Origin of the sequence: Rufibacter immobilis (assembly GCF_003721565.1) — a bacterium.
Classification (GTDB): Bacteria; Bacteroidota; Bacteroidia; order Cytophagales; family Hymenobacteraceae; genus Nibribacter; species Nibribacter immobilis.
Genome location: NZ_RJJE01000017.1, coordinates 1,075,809 through 1,091,628, shown reverse-complemented (window position 1 = coordinate 1,091,628; position 15,820 = coordinate 1,075,809). Strand labels below are relative to the sequence as shown.

The 15,820-nt window shown below is 50.4% G+C and carries 15 protein-coding genes; 4 read left to right on the top strand and 11 right to left on the bottom strand.

Annotated features, from left to right (window positions below; translation table 11 throughout):
• Positions 1-6: 6 nt before the first annotated feature.
• Positions 7-1,020, top strand: a complete 1,014-nt coding sequence (gene aroF, locus EFA69_RS17530) for a 3-deoxy-7-phosphoheptulonate synthase (RefSeq protein WP_123134360.1) — start codon at positions 7-9, stop codon at positions 1,018-1,020.
• Positions 1,021-1,377: 357 nt separating this feature from the next.
• Complete coding sequence (locus EFA69_RS17525) at positions 1,378-2,133, top strand: hypothetical protein (protein WP_183906847.1); 756 nt, start codon at positions 1,378-1,380, stop codon at positions 2,131-2,133.
• Between the two features lie 161 nt (positions 2,134-2,294).
• Here the strand turns inward: EFA69_RS17525 and EFA69_RS17520 are convergent, their stop codons facing one another.
• From EFA69_RS17520 to EFA69_RS17490, 7 genes are all read right to left on the bottom strand, one after another.
• Positions 2,295-2,867 (bottom strand): sugar O-acetyltransferase, encoded by a 573-nt coding sequence (locus EFA69_RS17520; RefSeq protein WP_123134358.1) that lies wholly within the window; start codon positions 2,865-2,867, stop codon positions 2,295-2,297.
• Positions 2,868-2,897: 30 nt separating this feature from the next.
• Positions 2,898-3,530: an FEKKY domain-containing protein gene (locus EFA69_RS17515; RefSeq protein ID WP_123134357.1), complete on the bottom strand. Its 633-nt coding sequence runs from the start codon at positions 3,528-3,530 to the stop codon at positions 2,898-2,900.
• 50 nt (positions 3,531-3,580) lie between these two features.
• Complete coding sequence (locus EFA69_RS17510; protein ID WP_123134356.1) at positions 3,581-3,913, bottom strand: DUF4377 domain-containing protein; 333 nt, start codon at positions 3,911-3,913, stop codon at positions 3,581-3,583.
• 563 nt (positions 3,914-4,476) lie between these two features.
• Positions 4,477-4,881: a VOC family protein gene (locus EFA69_RS17505; protein ID WP_317125636.1), complete on the bottom strand. Its 405-nt coding sequence runs from the start codon at positions 4,879-4,881 to the stop codon at positions 4,477-4,479.
• A gap of 204 nt (positions 4,882-5,085) precedes the next feature.
• Positions 5,086-5,496 carry a hypothetical protein gene (locus tag EFA69_RS17500; protein ID WP_123134355.1) on the bottom strand — a complete coding sequence of 137 codons (411 nt, stop codon included), beginning with the start codon at positions 5,494-5,496 and terminating at the stop codon, positions 5,086-5,088.
• 67 nt (positions 5,497-5,563) lie between these two features.
• Positions 5,564-6,229 carry a DUF4145 domain-containing protein gene (locus EFA69_RS17495; RefSeq protein WP_123134354.1) on the bottom strand — a complete coding sequence of 222 codons (666 nt, stop codon included), beginning with the start codon at positions 6,227-6,229 and terminating at the stop codon, positions 5,564-5,566.
• Positions 6,230-6,458: 229 nt separating this feature from the next.
• Positions 6,459-7,139 carry an arylesterase gene (locus EFA69_RS17490; RefSeq protein ID WP_123134353.1) on the bottom strand — a complete coding sequence of 227 codons (681 nt, stop codon included), beginning with the start codon at positions 7,137-7,139 and terminating at the stop codon, positions 6,459-6,461.
• A gap of 148 nt (positions 7,140-7,287) precedes the next feature.
• Here EFA69_RS17490 and EFA69_RS17485 point away from each other — a divergent pair, with 148 nt between their 5' ends.
• Both EFA69_RS17485 and EFA69_RS17480 read left to right on the top strand, forming a co-directional pair.
• The gene (locus EFA69_RS17485) at positions 7,288-7,974 is read left to right on the top strand and encodes an ABC transporter ATP-binding protein (protein WP_123134901.1); all 687 of its coding nucleotides are present in this window, start codon (positions 7,288-7,290) and stop codon (positions 7,972-7,974) included.
• Positions 7,975-8,100: 126 nt separating this feature from the next.
• Entirely contained in the window at positions 8,101-10,638 is a 2,538-nt protein-coding gene (locus EFA69_RS17480) for an ABC transporter permease (protein ID WP_123134352.1), read from the top strand.
• Between the two features lie 113 nt (positions 10,639-10,751).
• On the opposite strand, the gene EFA69_RS17475 is transcribed toward EFA69_RS17480, so the two are convergent.
• From EFA69_RS17475 to EFA69_RS17460, 4 genes are all read right to left on the bottom strand, one after another.
• Entirely contained in the window at positions 10,752-11,990 is a 1,239-nt protein-coding gene (locus EFA69_RS17475) for a sialidase family protein (protein ID WP_148041403.1), read from the bottom strand.
• 101 nt (positions 11,991-12,091) lie between these two features.
• The gene (locus tag EFA69_RS17470; protein ID WP_221175766.1) at positions 12,092-14,383 is read right to left on the bottom strand and encodes a TonB-dependent receptor; all 2,292 of its coding nucleotides are present in this window, start codon (positions 14,381-14,383) and stop codon (positions 12,092-12,094) included.
• Between the two features lie 108 nt (positions 14,384-14,491).
• A complete protein-coding gene (locus tag EFA69_RS17465; RefSeq protein ID WP_148041402.1) occupies positions 14,492-14,872 on the bottom strand; it encodes a hypothetical protein in 381 nt (126 codons plus the stop codon).
• Positions 14,873-15,235: 363 nt separating this feature from the next.
• Positions 15,236-15,706, bottom strand: coding sequence for an Mpo1 family 2-hydroxy fatty acid dioxygenase (locus tag EFA69_RS17460; RefSeq protein ID WP_123134348.1), 471 nt, complete (start codon positions 15,704-15,706; stop codon positions 15,236-15,238).
• Positions 15,707-15,820 lie beyond the last annotated feature (114 nt).

Here is a 15,820-nt window from a genome sequence, read left to right as displayed (position 1 = left end):
GAAAACATGCTTATTCAATTAAAGCAAGACATACAACTAGACCAGAAAGCTGCTATTGTGGCCAAGGCCAGCGAGCTGAAATACAAGACCACGGAGGTGGTGACCCAGGCGGGGCATTACCTGGTGGGAACCGGCAAAGCCGAATTTGACGTACGCGCCATCGGAAACTTGCCGGGCATCAAAGACATCCATATTGTGTCAGATGAGTACCGTCTGGTGTCGCGCAAATGGAAAGTGAACCCCACCGTCATTGACTTCGGGGATGGGCTACAGGTGAAGGAGGGGGAGCTTACCCTCATGGCCGGCCCGTGCTCCATTGAGAACGAGGCGCAGATTGAGAAAACCATTCAGCACCTGGTGGCCAACAACGTAAGATTCATGCGGGGCGGCGTGTTCAAACCTAGGTCTTCGCCCTATTCTTTCCGCGGGCTGGGGCTGGAAGGGCTCAAGATGTTCTATGACATGTGCCGCGCCCACGGCATCAAGATTGTGACCGAGGTCATGCAGGTTTCGCAAATAGCGCCCATGGAGCCTTACACAGATGTATTCCAGGTAGGAGCCCGCAACACCCAGAACTTCAACCTGCTGGACGAACTGGGCAAGGTAGACAAACCCGTACTGCTCAAACGCGGTATCTCCGGGACCATTGATGAGCTGCTGTACTCGGCGGAATACATTTTCTCCGGCGGAAACGAAAAGCTGATGCTGTGCGAGCGGGGCATCCGGACGTATGAGACCGCCAGCCGCAACACCTTAGACCTGAACGCCATTCCTATCCTCAAGGAGAAGACGCACCTGTCGGTGATTGTGGACCCTTCGCACGGCATAGGAATACGTGAGTACGTGGAGCCCATGGCTTTGGCCGCTATCATGGCCGGGGCCGATGGCATCATCTACGAGACCCACGAGAAGCCCGAGGAAGCCGCCTCAGACGGAGCCCAGACTTTGAGTTTCTCAGAATCTGAACGGATGATCTGGAAAATGCGGAAAGTCTTTGCGCTGAAGAAAGAACTGGCTTAAGACTTTGCCAAGAAATAATTGGGCGTTTAGGGGCTGTTTTTCCAAAAACAGCCCCTAAACGCGGAACTTTTACTTCGGCAAAAAGCTTTGCGGGGTATCAGAAGCGGACAGATAAAAATAGTACAGTAAAAATCATTGAATAATTAATTGCTTTTCATAAACTGATCTCGTATATTAGAACCAGTTATGAAAACATTTGCCCAAATTCTTCTGATTGTCAATTGCAAACCATGCGCCATGCGTACTGGAGCAAAGGCATTATTGGTCGAGTTTGAATGAACTACTAATTAGATTTCAAATACCAATATGAAGCCTGGCTCCCTCAACGGACCAGGCTTTTTTTATTTAACAAAAGCCATGTATCAACAACAGTACCATCAGTACACCATCCAGCAACAACAGACCTGGAACATTTTGTACACCAAGCGGGCAGAAGCACTTTCTGCCACGGTTTCTGCGCCCTTCTGGCAAGGAGTCAACGCCCTGGGACTGAAGGCTTATTTCATTCCTGATTTTCAGGAAATTAACTTTCTGCTGCGCCGTCTCGCCAACTGGGAGGTAGTGGCCGTGCAGGAACCGTTGCGCCCGCGGCAAGTGCTGGCCAAGTGGGCGAAGCAGAAATTCCCGGCCGTGACTTCGTTGCGCCTGCACCCAGACGCCGACTTGCGCTTGCAGGGAAACAAAGATCTGTTCCAGGATATGTTCGGGCAGTTGCCCTGGCTGCTGCAGCCGCAGGTGGCCCAATTCATGCAGCAGATTGGGGTCCTGTCTTTACAGCACAAAGACCCCGCCGAAACGGAGCTGCTGTGGCGCCTGGCGCAGCATGTTTTGAGCAATGGTCTCCTGCGTGACGCGGAGGGCAAAGTGACGTTGTTAGGCTCCCATTTAATTGCCAATGCCCCGGAAGCAGCACTGGCCCTGAAGAATGAGAACATCTGGAAACCCATTGACTTGGACGAAATCCTGGGTCAACCCTACAAAGACGGCGAGCGTCCGGAGGCGTATTTTGTGCTGGAAAGCCTGGATGATCTTACCCAACTGGTGGCTCAGCTGGAAAAAGAAGGTCTGCCTGTGGTGGAGCTTCCGGCGCAGCTGCAATTGGTAGCCGGATGATTTCCTGTTTAGGGGCTCTTTTTCCAAAAACAGCCCCTAAACAGGTGACATCATACTAGACTAAAAGAGAGGCTCAGCACCAGAAATAAACCTTCTGGTGCTGAGCCTCTCTTGCTATTTATCTGAAAGGTTAGGGGAATATTGTGTCTGAGCCTGGTCCTTCAGTCACTTTCCTGATTCTCTAACGAACGGATGACCCGGCAGGGGTTACCGGCGGCAAATACATCGGCGGGAATGTCTTTGGTGACTACGCTGCCGGCGCCAATCACGCTGCGGCTGCCTATGTTTACTCCCGGGCACACCACCACACTGCCACCCAACCAGACATCTTCGCCAATGGTAATGGGTTTGGCAGACTCAAGGCCAGAGGCGCGTTCCCGGTAATGCATAGGGTGAGTGGCCGTGTACAACTGTACGTTTGGCCCCATCAATGTTCGGCTGCCAATGGTCACGGGCATCACGTCCAGCACTACGCAGTTGAAGTTGAAAAACACCTTATCGCCTAGGTAGAGATTACTGCCGTAGTCACAATAGAAGGGAGGCTGAATCCAAAGTTCTTCCCCGGCATTTGGAATGAGTTCTTTCAGGATGTTGATGCGCTCCTCGGTTTGGTCTTCCCGGGAATCATTCAGTTGTTTAAGCAGTAACCGCGCCCGCAGCCGCTCCTGGGAAAGTTCTGGATCAAGCGCGTTGTACAACTCCCCAAAAAGCATTTTCTCTTTTTCAGATTTCATAGGCTATGGCAGGCAATTCACCAGGTTAATTTACTTAATTCCGAAGGGTTTAGCCGGTAAATCGTTCTTCCAGGCAACTCCGTACTGCTCGGTCAGATAGCGCTCAATTCTTTGGTTATGGGCGGTTGTTCTTTTGTAGGTGGCAGGGTCAATGATGCAATTTTGGGTGTTGTAGCCAATGCCGTACTTTTCTTTAAAAATGGAAAAGTCTGCGATTACTTCCTGTATGCCATGGAAAATAAAATTCAGTTTCCCTAGCTGCAGCATTTCTTCAAGAGCCGTGTTACTGAGTTCAAATGGCTGTGCCTTGTTGATGAATATAGTATTGGTAGTTAATGGTTTGGTGTTGTTGTCCTTTTTTGTGAGTTTAACTAAGATGGTGTGCTTACCGGAGGTGATTCTGTTAGGATAAGTTGTGGAGGCTTCAGCATTTTCAGCGTAAAACCCGAAGCTGTATTTCCCCTTCTCTGGTAGAATTACCTTGAATGATTCCATTGAATGTACCTCAATTACTTTATTCAGTTCCTTGATGAAAAACTTGCCGGTTATTGAGGTATTTTCCGTCAGGTTCTCAAAAACAACCTGGGCTGTAATGTTTTTTTCAGCTGCTTTACAAATTGGAATATCAGCAACAAATACGAGGATAAGAAAGAGCTGTTTCATGATTAAATTTTATATAAATAGTGTTTTGATATAATGGTTATTTCATCTCACTAAACCTTCTCCTTAGAGAGTACCTCCAGTAAAACATAGGTTCTGCTGGAGCCGTCGGCGGGTGGATTTTCTATTTTCTCTACCCTTACTTTAAGGGTATACACAAATCCTTCTTCATACTGAAAGCCCTGGATGGAGTCATAGAAGAGGTTCCATTCAGTAGAGCCTATTTTGTCGCCTTCCTGAGTTAAAAGGCATTTCATTTCTCCCACACCTTGGCAGTCTTGCCGGTAGGAGTTAATGCGCATGGTAGTTTCATAACGGTCTACCTCTTCGTCTGAACAGGCTGTGAGCAGCGTAACGAAGGTCAAAAGGGAAAGGAAATTTCTCATAAAGAATTTATTGTTTCTACCATGACCCTAATGGCTTCGGGAACGTTGCATCCCTGATGACCAGATTGCATTATTATTTCTATGCTCAACTTAGTTAAAATTTTATAAATCAGTTATATGTAAGACGTGAGGCAGGCGGGGAGAGAAGTGGGTTTAGGGGCTCTTTTTCTGGAATCTGCCTTAAACGAGCCTTCAGCACTACCATATCCGTCAACGCTTTGCCTTCTTGACCCTGGGTCGTAGAGTTGATCTTTCATTCATCTCTACCCAGTCAGAAAGGGAATTTTCTGGCTACATAGAAGATAATTCCTCCTGGGAGGGGGAGTGGCTCACCTCAACTGCAGCAGACCAATGGTGAATCGGGTTCAGAAGGTAGGCTAAAAAATAAATGTGCGTTTAGGGGCCTTTTTTCCAAAAGCAGCCCCTAAACGCACATTTATTTTCCTTCTCCTTTTAGAGGAGTCACGGAAAGCGCAGCCTTATATTTTTTTCGCCGCTCCTATTTGTGAGGCGCACGTGCGGTTATAAAGGTTAAAATTGTTCCTTCTGATTCGGATCAAAATCTACCATCCATTCAATTCCATTTGGTCTCTGAACATCCCAAAATAGGAGCCCCAAGGGCTGGCAGAAATAGGCATTTCAATTTGTTCGCCGGCAGATAGTCCATTGAATATCTTGTCAGCTTCGTCTTTGCTTTCAGCACTGACTACAATTTTGCTTCTGTTCTCATTCTCGTTTGTCCGTCCCAGAACTTCTGGCACATCATTCGCCATCAAAACACTTTTGCCAATTGGCAAAGCAATGTGCATGATCTTATTGGATTCATGTTCTGCCACTGGAAATTCTTCACTTGCCAAGTCTTTGAAACGCATTATCCTCACGAACTCACCGCCAAATACTGATTTGTAAAAGTTGAATGCTTCTTCTGCATTTCCATTGAAATTAATGTGTGGGTTGATACTTGCCATAGTTGTTGAATGAAAATTAAAGGTTTGGTTCTATGTGTTAGTTGCCAAATGAATAAATTGTAATTTCGTCAAGGTTTAAATGAATGCATTGGCCTAAATTGACGAGAATTGTCGTTTACAGTGGTGCCTAACGGTCTCGTGCATGAGGTGTGCAAGGCCGTCGACCGTAGCATAGCTTATGCACCTTGTTAGGCGATGGTGTTTTTATAGTTCACTCCAATTGTAAAGTTTTAGCTTTTCTCCATCATAGATGAAGCCCTCTAGCTCGTCTTCATCTTCAGTCAGGAAATAGCCAAGGTAACTTGTGAAGACAATTCTTTTTTTATCATTAAGAATCTCTTTTAAAAGCATAACTGCTGTTTCGGCCATTTCTTCTGGAGTTTCAGCCCCATACATGTCCATATGTACATGCCATCCAAATTGACTTTGTCCGGCTGAAAAACCGACAGTTAGTTCTTTATTCCTTGTGCTTATAAATAACTTTAGCTTTCCTCGTTCACTCGGGTATTCAATGTCGGCTGTGTTATCATCTTTTATTCGGATGTGTTTACCAAAATCGGGAAAGCTTAAGAGAAGCTTAGAAATGACAAAGTCTGTAAATTCTTTTTGCTCCATCTTGATTATTTTTCTTACACTACCGCCTAGTGCATTAGACGTGCAAGGCCGTCGGCCGTGGCATGGCTTATGCACCTTGTTGTGGTGCGTTATTTTTTACTTTTAATGCTCTCATTTTTTGAAGTAGGCTATCATATTGATAAACTGCCTTCAGTATTTCTTTTGTAAATTCTAATGATATTTCAATTTCCTCTTTGCCTACCTCATTAAATGTCCTTGCTTCTATATGTGCGGCATCATTTCCTAAAAGCCTCAAATCATCCATTCCTTCAATGAGTTCTTTGGGAATTAAAATTTTTCCTCCTAAATCCTTTAACTTTAAACTTAGGTTTTTTCCACTTGCACCTCTATCATGACACACTTCTTCAAGTGTTTTACGAATCATTATTGCAGATGCAATGAAGCAATTATTTGAATGGCATTTAATTGCTTCCTCAAACGCTTCAAGAACGGCTGTTGGAATATTTTCTTTATCAAAAGGAATCGTTTCAGAAGGCGATGTTAAAAGTATAGTTTTCGCTGAATTGCTAATAAAGAATAAATGACCTTTACATTTTTCATTAGGACATTTTCTAATTCCTAAAAAGTGCTCGATTTGTTGACCATTGAAACTTAGACTTGTTAAATCTTGAACGCCTACATCTACAAATGAGCCAAAATGTCCGCAGTGTGGACAGCGAGTAGCAACATTCGTCTTTCTATTGTTAGCAATGTTATTTAAAATTACTTTCATTTGATTTATTGTTAATGTACCACAACTACTGTATAAATGGACCTATTCCGGTTACTGGCCCTATTGATGGAGTAAATACTACGTTTATCCTACCAACGGTAGCGGGATAAACGTAAGTGGGCTACCGAATATACTATATAGAAATCACATAATAAAGCCAGAGGCGTTTAGGGGTTGTTTTTCCAAAAACAGCCCCTAAACGCCTCTGACAAAAAAGCTTGAAAAGAAATTACAGCACGTCTTCCAGTACTTCCCAGACATTGTTAGCCAGAATCTTCTGGCCTTCGGCAGTGGGGTGTACGCCGTCTTGCTGGTTCAGGGAGCGCACTCCGCCCACTCCTTCCAGCAGGAAGGGCACCAGCGCCATGTTGTTCTCCGTAGCCAATTGCCGAAAAATCACCCTGAACTCGCTCGCATATTTTCCGCCCATGTTGGGGGGTACTTCCATGCCCGCCATCACCAACTTGGCCTCAGGATATTTGGCTTTCACCTTGTCCACAATGGCCTGGAGGTTCTTCTTGGTTTCAGCGGGCGGAATGCCGCGTAGCCCGTCATTGGCGCCCAATTCCAGTACAAACACGTCTACCGGCTGACGCAGAAGCCAGTCGATCCGGTTTCGGCCGCCCGCCGAGGTTTCTCCGCTCAGGCCCGCGTTGATCGCTTTATAGGGCAGACCCAGGGAGTCAATTTTTTTCTGGATCAGGGACGGAAACGACTCAGAGGCGTTCAGTCCGTAACCCGCCGTGAGGCTATTGCCGAAGAAGAGAATGTTTTTCATAGCTTGGGGTGCCTTTTTGGCTGCTTCTTTTTGGGCTTCCGTCTGGTTGTTGCCCTGGCTGCTTTCTTTACCGGAGCACCCCGTCAGGAACCAGGCCAGGAGCAGCAGATACGTGAATGATAATTTATACATGGGAATAAGGGTTCTTGTTCGCCTGCAAAGAAAGTACTTATAACTCGTTTCTTGCGTTTGGGTTTTAAACAATGGATTCTAAAACCTGTTGCGTAATTTACCGTCTGCTTTTACGGATAACCAAAAGCTTCATCCCAAAAATTTGCTTGTGACACCCATTCTGCATATCCAGGACCTGACTAAAACCTATCAGAGTACCGTTAAAACGTTAACCGTACTAGACCATATCAATTTCTCCATAGAAGAAGGCTCCACCGTTTCCATCGTGGGGCCATCGGGCAGCGGCAAAACTACGCTGCTGGGCTTATGCGCAGGTCTGGACCGCTCCACCTCCGGGGTGGTGGAACTCAACGGCATCCGGTTAGACAATCTATCTGAAGACGCCCGGGCCCAGGTGAGAAACCAATACGTGGGATTCATTTTCCAGAATTTCCAGCTGTTGCCCACGCTTACCGCCCTGGAGAACGTGATGGTGCCGCTGGAATTGCGGGGCGAAAAAAACATCAAACCCCAGGCCCTTGATCTGCTGGACAAAGTAGGGCTGCTGGAACGGGCGCATCATTATCCGGCCCAACTATCTGGGGGGGAGCAGCAGCGCGTGTCGCTGGCGCGGGCGTTCTCCAACAAGCCTAGGATTCTTTTTGCCGATGAGCCCACCGGGAACCTGGATGCCGAAACGAGCGAGAAAGTAGTCAAACTCATCTTCGACCTGAACCGTGAGGCCGGTACCACGCTGGTGCTGGTGACCCATGACGCGGAGCTGGCCGCCAAAACCCAACGGATTCTGCGGGTGAAAGGCGGGAAACTGATCTCAGATGAACGCACCGGTGTCTGACCATTAAACTAATTAGAACCGGCTAGCCGATGCTGCCGGAACAGTTGCTTGCAGGGATAAGCTTCACGTGAAAGCGCTGCTGCCCCTAACAACAGGTAACAGCTTAAGATATAGCTTGGTAACCCCATGAACAAATTGAATCTGCCGTGGCTGGTGAAAATGGCCTGGCGTGACAGCCGCCGCAACCGCTCCCGGTTATTGCTTTTTATTTCCTCTATCATTCTGGGCATTGCGGCGCTGGTGGCGGTGTTCTCGTTTGGCTATAACCTGCGCGAAGACATAGACAACCAGGCCAAGGAACTCATTGGCGCTGATCTGGTCATTACCAGTAACCGCCCCGTAAATCCGCAGCTGCTTCCGCTGCTGGACAGCCTGGGCACTCGCCGTTCCCGCGAGCGCACCTTTGCCTCCATGATTCTCTTCCCCAAAAGCCAGGGCACCCGTCTGGTGCAGGTACGGGCGCTGGAAGGGCAGTTTCCGTATTATGGCAAATTGGAGACGGTGCCGGCCAACGCCGCCCAAACCTTCCGGAACCAACAGCAGGCCTTGGTAGACAAAACTCTGATGCTTCAGTTTGATGCCCGCGTGGGAGATTCCATCAAAGTAGGGGAGGTCACGTTCCAGATTGCCGGTATCCTGAACAAAGCACCGGGGCAAAGCGGAATTTCGGCCACGGTGGCGCCGGCGGTGTATATTCCGTTGCAGTACCTGTCACAGACGGGGCTTGAGCAGAAAGGCAGCCGCATCAATTACCTGTTCTACTACAAATATGACACGCCGGTTGACATCAAGAAATTGGTGGAGAAACTGGAGCCGAGGCTGGAAAAGGAACTGCTCAACACAGAGACCCTTGACACCCAGCGCGAAGACATGGGGCAGGCGTTTAAAGATTTAACCAGTTTCCTGGCCTTGGTTGGGTTTATTGCTCTGCTCCTGGGCAGCATTGGCGTGGCCAGCGCTATCCACGTGTACATCAGGGAGAAGCTCCGGTCCATTGCCATCTTACGCTGTATGGGTGTTAGTGCCGCGCAGGCCTTCCTCATCTATGTGATCCAGATCATGGGCATTGGGCTGTTGGGCTCGGTGCTAGGGGCGGCGCTGGGAACGGTCATTCAGCAGTTACTGCCGCAGGTTTTGCAGGATTTGTTGCCTATTGAGATCACCGTGGCCGTTTCCTGGCTGGCCATCTTCCAGGGAATAGGGTTGGGGCTGCTTATTTCCATTTTGTTTGCCCTGCTGCCGCTGGTTAGCATCCGGAACGTATCGCCGCTGAACACGCTGCGGCTGTCGCTGGAGAGCACCAGCATGTTCAGAGATCCGCTCAAGTGGGTGGTGTATGTTCTCATTCTGCTGTTCATCTTCGGGTTCACGTATCTGCAAACCGAAAAACTGAAAGAAGCCGCCTATTTTACCCTGGGGGTGCTGGTGGGCTTTTTGGTGTTGGCAGGTATTGCCGGGGCGCTCATGTGGGCGGTGCGGCGGTTTTTTCCCGCCTCCTGGAGTTACCTCTGGCGGCAGGGTTTGGCCAACCTTTTCAGGCCCAACAACCAGACGCTTATCCTCATCATCTCCATTGGTTTAGGCACCGCGTTCATCTGCACCTTGTACTTTGTGCAGACCATTCTGCTTAACCGCGTTTCCCTCTCGGCCAGCGAGAACCAGCCCAACATGGTGCTGTTTGACATCCAGCAGGGGCAGCGCGAAGAAGTGGCGGAGGTAGTGAAGACCATGGGATTCCCGGTGTTGCAGCAGGTGCCCATCGTGACCATGCGCATTGAGGAGATCAACGGCAAAACCGCCGAGCAAGTGAAGGAAGACAGCACCTCTGGCGTGTCGCCGCGGGCCTTCGGCCGAGAGATCAGGGCCACCTTCCGGAGTACGCTCACTGACTCTGAGAAGATCTATGAAGGTACCTGGCACGGCAAAGTTCCCAACCCCGAAGACACCGTGTATGTCTCCCTGGATAAGAACTACGCCGAGCGGATGAAGGTGAACGTGGGCGATGACATTGTCTTCAACGTGCAGGGCGCGCTTATTCCCACGGTGGTGGGAAGCCTGCGCGAAGTTGACTGGAACCGAATCCAGACCAATTTCAGGGTGGTGTTCCCTATTGGCGTGCTGGAGGCCGCCCCGCAGTTTCACGTACTCATCACCCGGGCAAACACCCCGGCGGAGTCGGCCAGGCTCCAGCAGGCCATGGTGCGCCAGTTCCCCAATATCTCCATCATTGACCTGGAACTGATCCTGGGGGTGATGGATGCCCTGCTGGACAAGATCGGCTTCGTGATCCGGTTCATGGCGGCCTTCAGCATCATTACCGGGTTGGTGGTTTTGATTTCCTCGGTGCTCATCAGCAAGTACCAGCGCATGCAGGAAAGCGTACTCCTCCGCACCATCGGCGCCAGCCGGAAACAGATTTTCACGATCACGGCCCTGGAGTACTTCTTTTTGGGAGGTTTGGCAGCCGGAACCGGTATTGTGTTGTCCATCATCGGGAGCTGGGCTTTGGCCAAATATAGTTTTGAGACCAGTTTCAGTCCTGCCTTTTGGCCGGTGCTGGTGCTTTTCCTCCTCATTACAGGCATCACGGTAGCTATTGGGCTCTTCAACAGCCGCAGTGTAGTAAACCAATCTCCTTTGGAGGTGCTTCGGTCTGAAGGCTAACAGCCGAGCACTTGGTGACGCGTTTTCAGATTTGTTCCTGATTTACAGTAAGTCCTCGCGTTTAGGGGCTCTTTTTGGAAAAAGAGCCCCTAAACGCAAATTGAATAAGAGCTTTACTTTTTAGCGGCTGTCTCCACCACCTGGTACCTCACTTCACTGCCTTTGCCGTTTTTGCGGGTATAGGCTATGAGCAATTTGCTCTGGCCCAGCCCCAGGAGCACGGGATGGGTGGAATGGGTGGAGTCAGGAGTGAGGTAGGTTTGCCGAATGGCTTTTCCGGCTTCGTGGCGCAGTTGCAGTCCAATGCGGGCGTTGAATTGCTTTGAATTGGGCACCTGTTCATCCCAAACCAAGGCCAACTTGTTCTGGCCGTAACTGCTGAGCTGCGGATGCTTGGCCGAGGGCAGTTGACTCACCGGCTCGCGCGGCGCGAAAGGAGTGTTTCCCTTCTTGGAGCTGTAAAACACCCCGCTGCCACCGCCCATGGTGTACCAGGCCGCGTGCAGGCCATCTTTAGTCCAGGCGAGTGTAGGACCAGTGTGCGGACAGCCGTTGATGGCCCAATTGTCTGGACTGATGCGCTCCCGCGGCGCGAAGCTCCTGCCATTGTCCTTTGAAACCAGATGCATCATGTCTCTGATGCTGTCGTTGAGGATGGCCCGGTAGGCGGCGTGCAGGTTACCGTCTCCGTCCAGAAACAGATCTGTGCGGCAGCATTGGCAGAGCTGTTGGTCAATCACTTTCTCGTAGGTGAAGCCATCGCGGCCGCTGGTGCTGGAGAAATACAGGCTGGAGCCTTCTTTTGGCGTGTTCTTGCGGGAATCTAGCCAAATGGCGGCAATCTCTCCGGTTGGCAGCAGGGCCATGTCAAAATAGCGCTCGTCAATGCTGTTTTGGGCATCCTGGGCCAGCTGCCTGGCGGCCGTCCAGGTTTTACCTCCGTCAAACGACTGGGTGTATTTTACCAGCCCTGCGTAGCTGTTTTCGGGGTTGGGGTTCTGCACGGCAAACATGGCCATCATCTCGCCGTTGGGTTTGAACAGGAGCTTAGACAGGTTCTCGTCATGCGGATAAACTCCCTCCGAAGTAGGAATTGCCTGCGCTTTTTGGAACGTCTTGCCCCCGTCCAGGGAGCGGGCGTAATAGAAGCGGTAATTACCTGAAGTGTCCTGCGCCTGCACCCAGCATAAAACGGGGTTACCCTCGTGGTCTTGGGTGAAGTAAGGGCAGGAGGCGTTCAGGTTTTGTAAAGAGATGGTTTTCTCATTGAACTCTTCTTGCAGCGGCTGTTTAGGCTGGCAGGCTGCCAGCAGGAGCAAGGAGATAAGAACAGATGCGTACTGTATTTTCATGTAGGTAACGGTCATTGTTAGATCAATTGATTTTCCTGTTTAGGGGCTCTTTTTCCAAAAACAGGCGCTAAACAGAAGATTGAGATTAGCCTCTGGAGGCGTTATTTCCCCTGCGCCGTAAATTGGTAGCCCACCCCAAACTGGAAAGTGCGCGGCAAGCCCTGGCGGTAGCTTTTGCCATAGGCGTACTTGTCTACGGTGGTGGCGTAGAGCTCATTGCTTAGGTTGAGTACGTTCAGCCAGGCCTCCACGCCTTTGAAAGTATAGCCCACTCTGGCGTGGAAGAGATGGTACCCGCCGTAGGTTTCTGAGTTCACGGGGTCCATGTAATACCGGCCCACCCGCTGCCACTCAGCGCTCATTCTGAAGCCTTTCAGGAAAAGCGGTTTAAAGGTAACTTCAGCGTTCCCGATGAATTGGGGCGCAGTCGCCATCTCGTTGCCTGAGTAATCAGCGCCCCGCTCTACATAATCCTGGAACCAGTGCCGGGCGTTGGTGCCGCTGAATCTGATGGACCAGGTTTCTACCGGATTCAGGTGGAGGGTGTATTCAACCCCGCGGTGGCGGGTTTTGCCCGCGTTTTGGTTCTGATAAGCGCCATTGTCTTGCCTTACGGAGATGATCTCATCCTGCCCGTCCATCTGGTACACGCTCAGGTCCAGGTACGCTTTGTGCTGCCAGAAACTCCACCACCCGCCAATTTCATAACTCCTGAATTCAGAAGGTTTTAAGGTGGGCACTTTCACGCCCCGGTAGAGCTCTGTGATCTGTGGTGGCGCAAAACCCAGACTGTAGTTGGCGTACACGCCCTTACTCTTGCCCAGGTCATAGGTGAGGCCCAGTTTAGGCGAAAACTGCTCGTATCTGTTCTGTTCGTCTGGGGCACCCGTGAAGGCCGAAGGTGGGAGAAAATTATCAAACTTATAGTCCAGGCGGTCATAACGGAGGGCGGCCACCAGTTTCAGGCGGTTCACCGGCGACAGCTCTGCCTGCACGTAAACTGCCGTGTTGAGCAGATCCACGGCATAATGCGTAAGCAGCGAGTCTTTGGGCGTAAAACCGGTGTACACGCCGTCTTCGCTGCGGTCAACGTCAAGAAAGCGGGCGGTGTACGTGGCAGGACTGTAATCGGCGCTCAGTCCGGCTGTTAGGCTGCCGTTCAGGAACTGGAACGACTTTTTGTGCTGGGCAAGGAAGCCGTAGCTTTGAAAAGCGTCTTCGTTCACTTCACCCGTGGCTTTCAAGGGGTTTCCCGGCATGTTAGCGATGGCATAGAACGGGTTCTGTCCAATGGCGTTACGCCGGAAAAACAGCGTGGCCTGCGTGTGGTTGTCGGCGTTCCAGGTGTGCTCCAGCGTGCTCCTGATGCGCAGTGCGTTCACTTTCCGGTACGTGAAGGTATGGAGGCTGCTGTATTCTTTCCGGAAGAAGCGGGTACTGTCCAGACCGCCGGTTTGGTCGGTTTGGTAGTCTACCAGCGTGGCGGAGGTGGTGAGTTTGCTCCGGTCAGTGATCCGGTAATCAGTCCGGAGGGTGAAGGCCAGTTTGTCAAAATCGCTGTGGCTGATGATGCCGTCCCGCTGCGCCGCATAGTATCCCCCGGCATAGATCCCCAGTTTCCCAAACGTACTGGACACGCTGAAATCAGTGCGGCGGTAGCCCTGGTTGCTGGCCTCTATTTGCACTTTGGCGGTAACCACCGGGGTGGGTGCCTGGGTGATGAAATTGACGGCTCCGCCGATGGCTTCACTACCGTACAGCGAAGAAGCTGGCCCCCTGATGACCTCAATGTTCTTAAGCGCCGCCATGTTGATCTCAATGAGCGCGTTGTGGTTGAAATCGCCGGAGGTCCGGATGGGTATGCCGTCTTCCAGGTACAGGAAAAGGCTTTTGTAGCCAATAGGCTGCCGGATGGCCATGGTGTGCTGCTCGTTCCCCAGATTCACCATGTATACGCCGCTCACTTTGTTCAGGACCTGGTCCAGAGTGGAAGCTTTGGTTTCATGCAGTATCTGGCTGGAAATACTGGAAATGGCCACCGGCGCCTCGGTTCTGGCCTGCGCCTGGCGGCTGGCCGAAACGATGACCTGGTTTAGTTGATTGGCGGCCGGAGCCAAACGGATCAGCAGAAAGCCCTCCTGTACAGAAACCTGTTGCGAAACGTAGCCTAAAAAAGTCACTTGTAGTGACGCTGGCGCAGTTTGCAGGATGAGCGAAAAACTTCCGTCTGGCCCAGACAGGGTGCCAACGGTGCTTTGATGGGCCTGAATGGAAGCGCCCGCCAGCGCCTCTTTGGTGTAGGCGTCTATGACTCGCCCCTGCACCGTTAGTTGGGCATGGGCGTAGGGGGCCAGCATCAGGTATAACAAGATGCCAGCAAGGATCTTTTGCATGGGAAAAGATTTACGGTAAGAAACTCAGAAAAAGGCAGCCGCCCCACCCGAAACAGCGGGTACAGCCGTGCGCTTCGGGCCAAGTAGGCGCGAAGGCTGTCTTTTCAGCTAAACCGTAAATTTGGGTGGTTGGAACACCGTAATCTGCGCTCCCGCAGGAGTACCTTCCAAGGGAGAAGCCAAAGGCCGCGCCTCTAGAGGAAGAGATAAGGAAATAGACGCCGCCAAGGGCTGATAATAGAGAGTAAGGTCCTGTTGCTTCTGCTTTTGCTCTTTGGAAGCGGGGGAGTTTTCTGCCTGGTCAGCTTTCTTCAGCTTCTTCTTAAGGTAGCACTTGCCGTTACATTGCAATTGAGGTTTCTGGCGGTTGATGCAGAGAAATTTAGTGATGAAGTCTTTGTTCGCCTCGTAGTCCAGCACAATCAATGCTTTGCTGAATGCCTGGGTGAGCATGAGCAGGAGGAGCAATATGGTGGCGAGTCTCTTCAAAAGGCACAAACAAATATGGCGCAAATGTAGTGACGCCGCGTTGAACCTTGGTACAAGACCGCTAAGTTTTTGTTTTATTCTGATGTTAATTAATTGTAAACCTGAAGGGATGCCCAGTGACATTTGCTTTAGTACAAGCGTCCAGCTGTGCTAAAGCTGCATCTGTTTTAAGCCCGATTTCAGAAAAACAGCCCCTAAACGGCGGTACAGACGGATACCTAAAAGCATAAAATTCTGCAAGCTTCTACTGGTAAACATACGCGGGGCTATCAGGCAGTCTTTACTGCTGGGCAGAAAAGAAGCTTTGCGTTTAGGGGCTGTTTTTCCAAAAACAGCCCCTAAACGCAAGGGCTCTCTACTGGCTCAATACTTTATCCCGAGCCGTTGGTAAATAAAACTCAGAAGCCACACCGGCCCGATGAGGAGAAACTGGAGGTCTTTGAGGAACGATGGTTTCTTGCCCTCAATCTTATGCCCCACAAACTGCCCAATCCAGGCCACCACAAAAATGATCAGGGAAATGGCCCAGAGGGGCAACTCCTGTATCTGGTCTAGCTGGTAGACAATCCAAAGGAAGAAAGAACTCACCAGTACCATGCCCAGCGCCAACCTGGGCGAAAGCGCGATGTAGTACCCCATGGCCAGTAGCACAAACAAAATGCCCCAGTTCAGCAGAAAAGGAAGGTTACGGAAGAAAGCGGGCACCGGAATAGACCAGATCAAGCCCACCAGACTCACCATAATGGCCGGTACGCAGATCCAATGGATGGTTTTATTGGTGCCGTTGCGGTGACTTTGAGCGTACTCGTCCAGAAGAAGGTGAATGGCGGCCATGGTTTTGTTTTTTCTCTTAATCTACAGAATCTGAGGAATAAAATAAAATCACCGCGACTAACAGGAGAGGGGAAGTTTGTAAATGAACCTGGAATAGTTATTCCCGCTTGAACC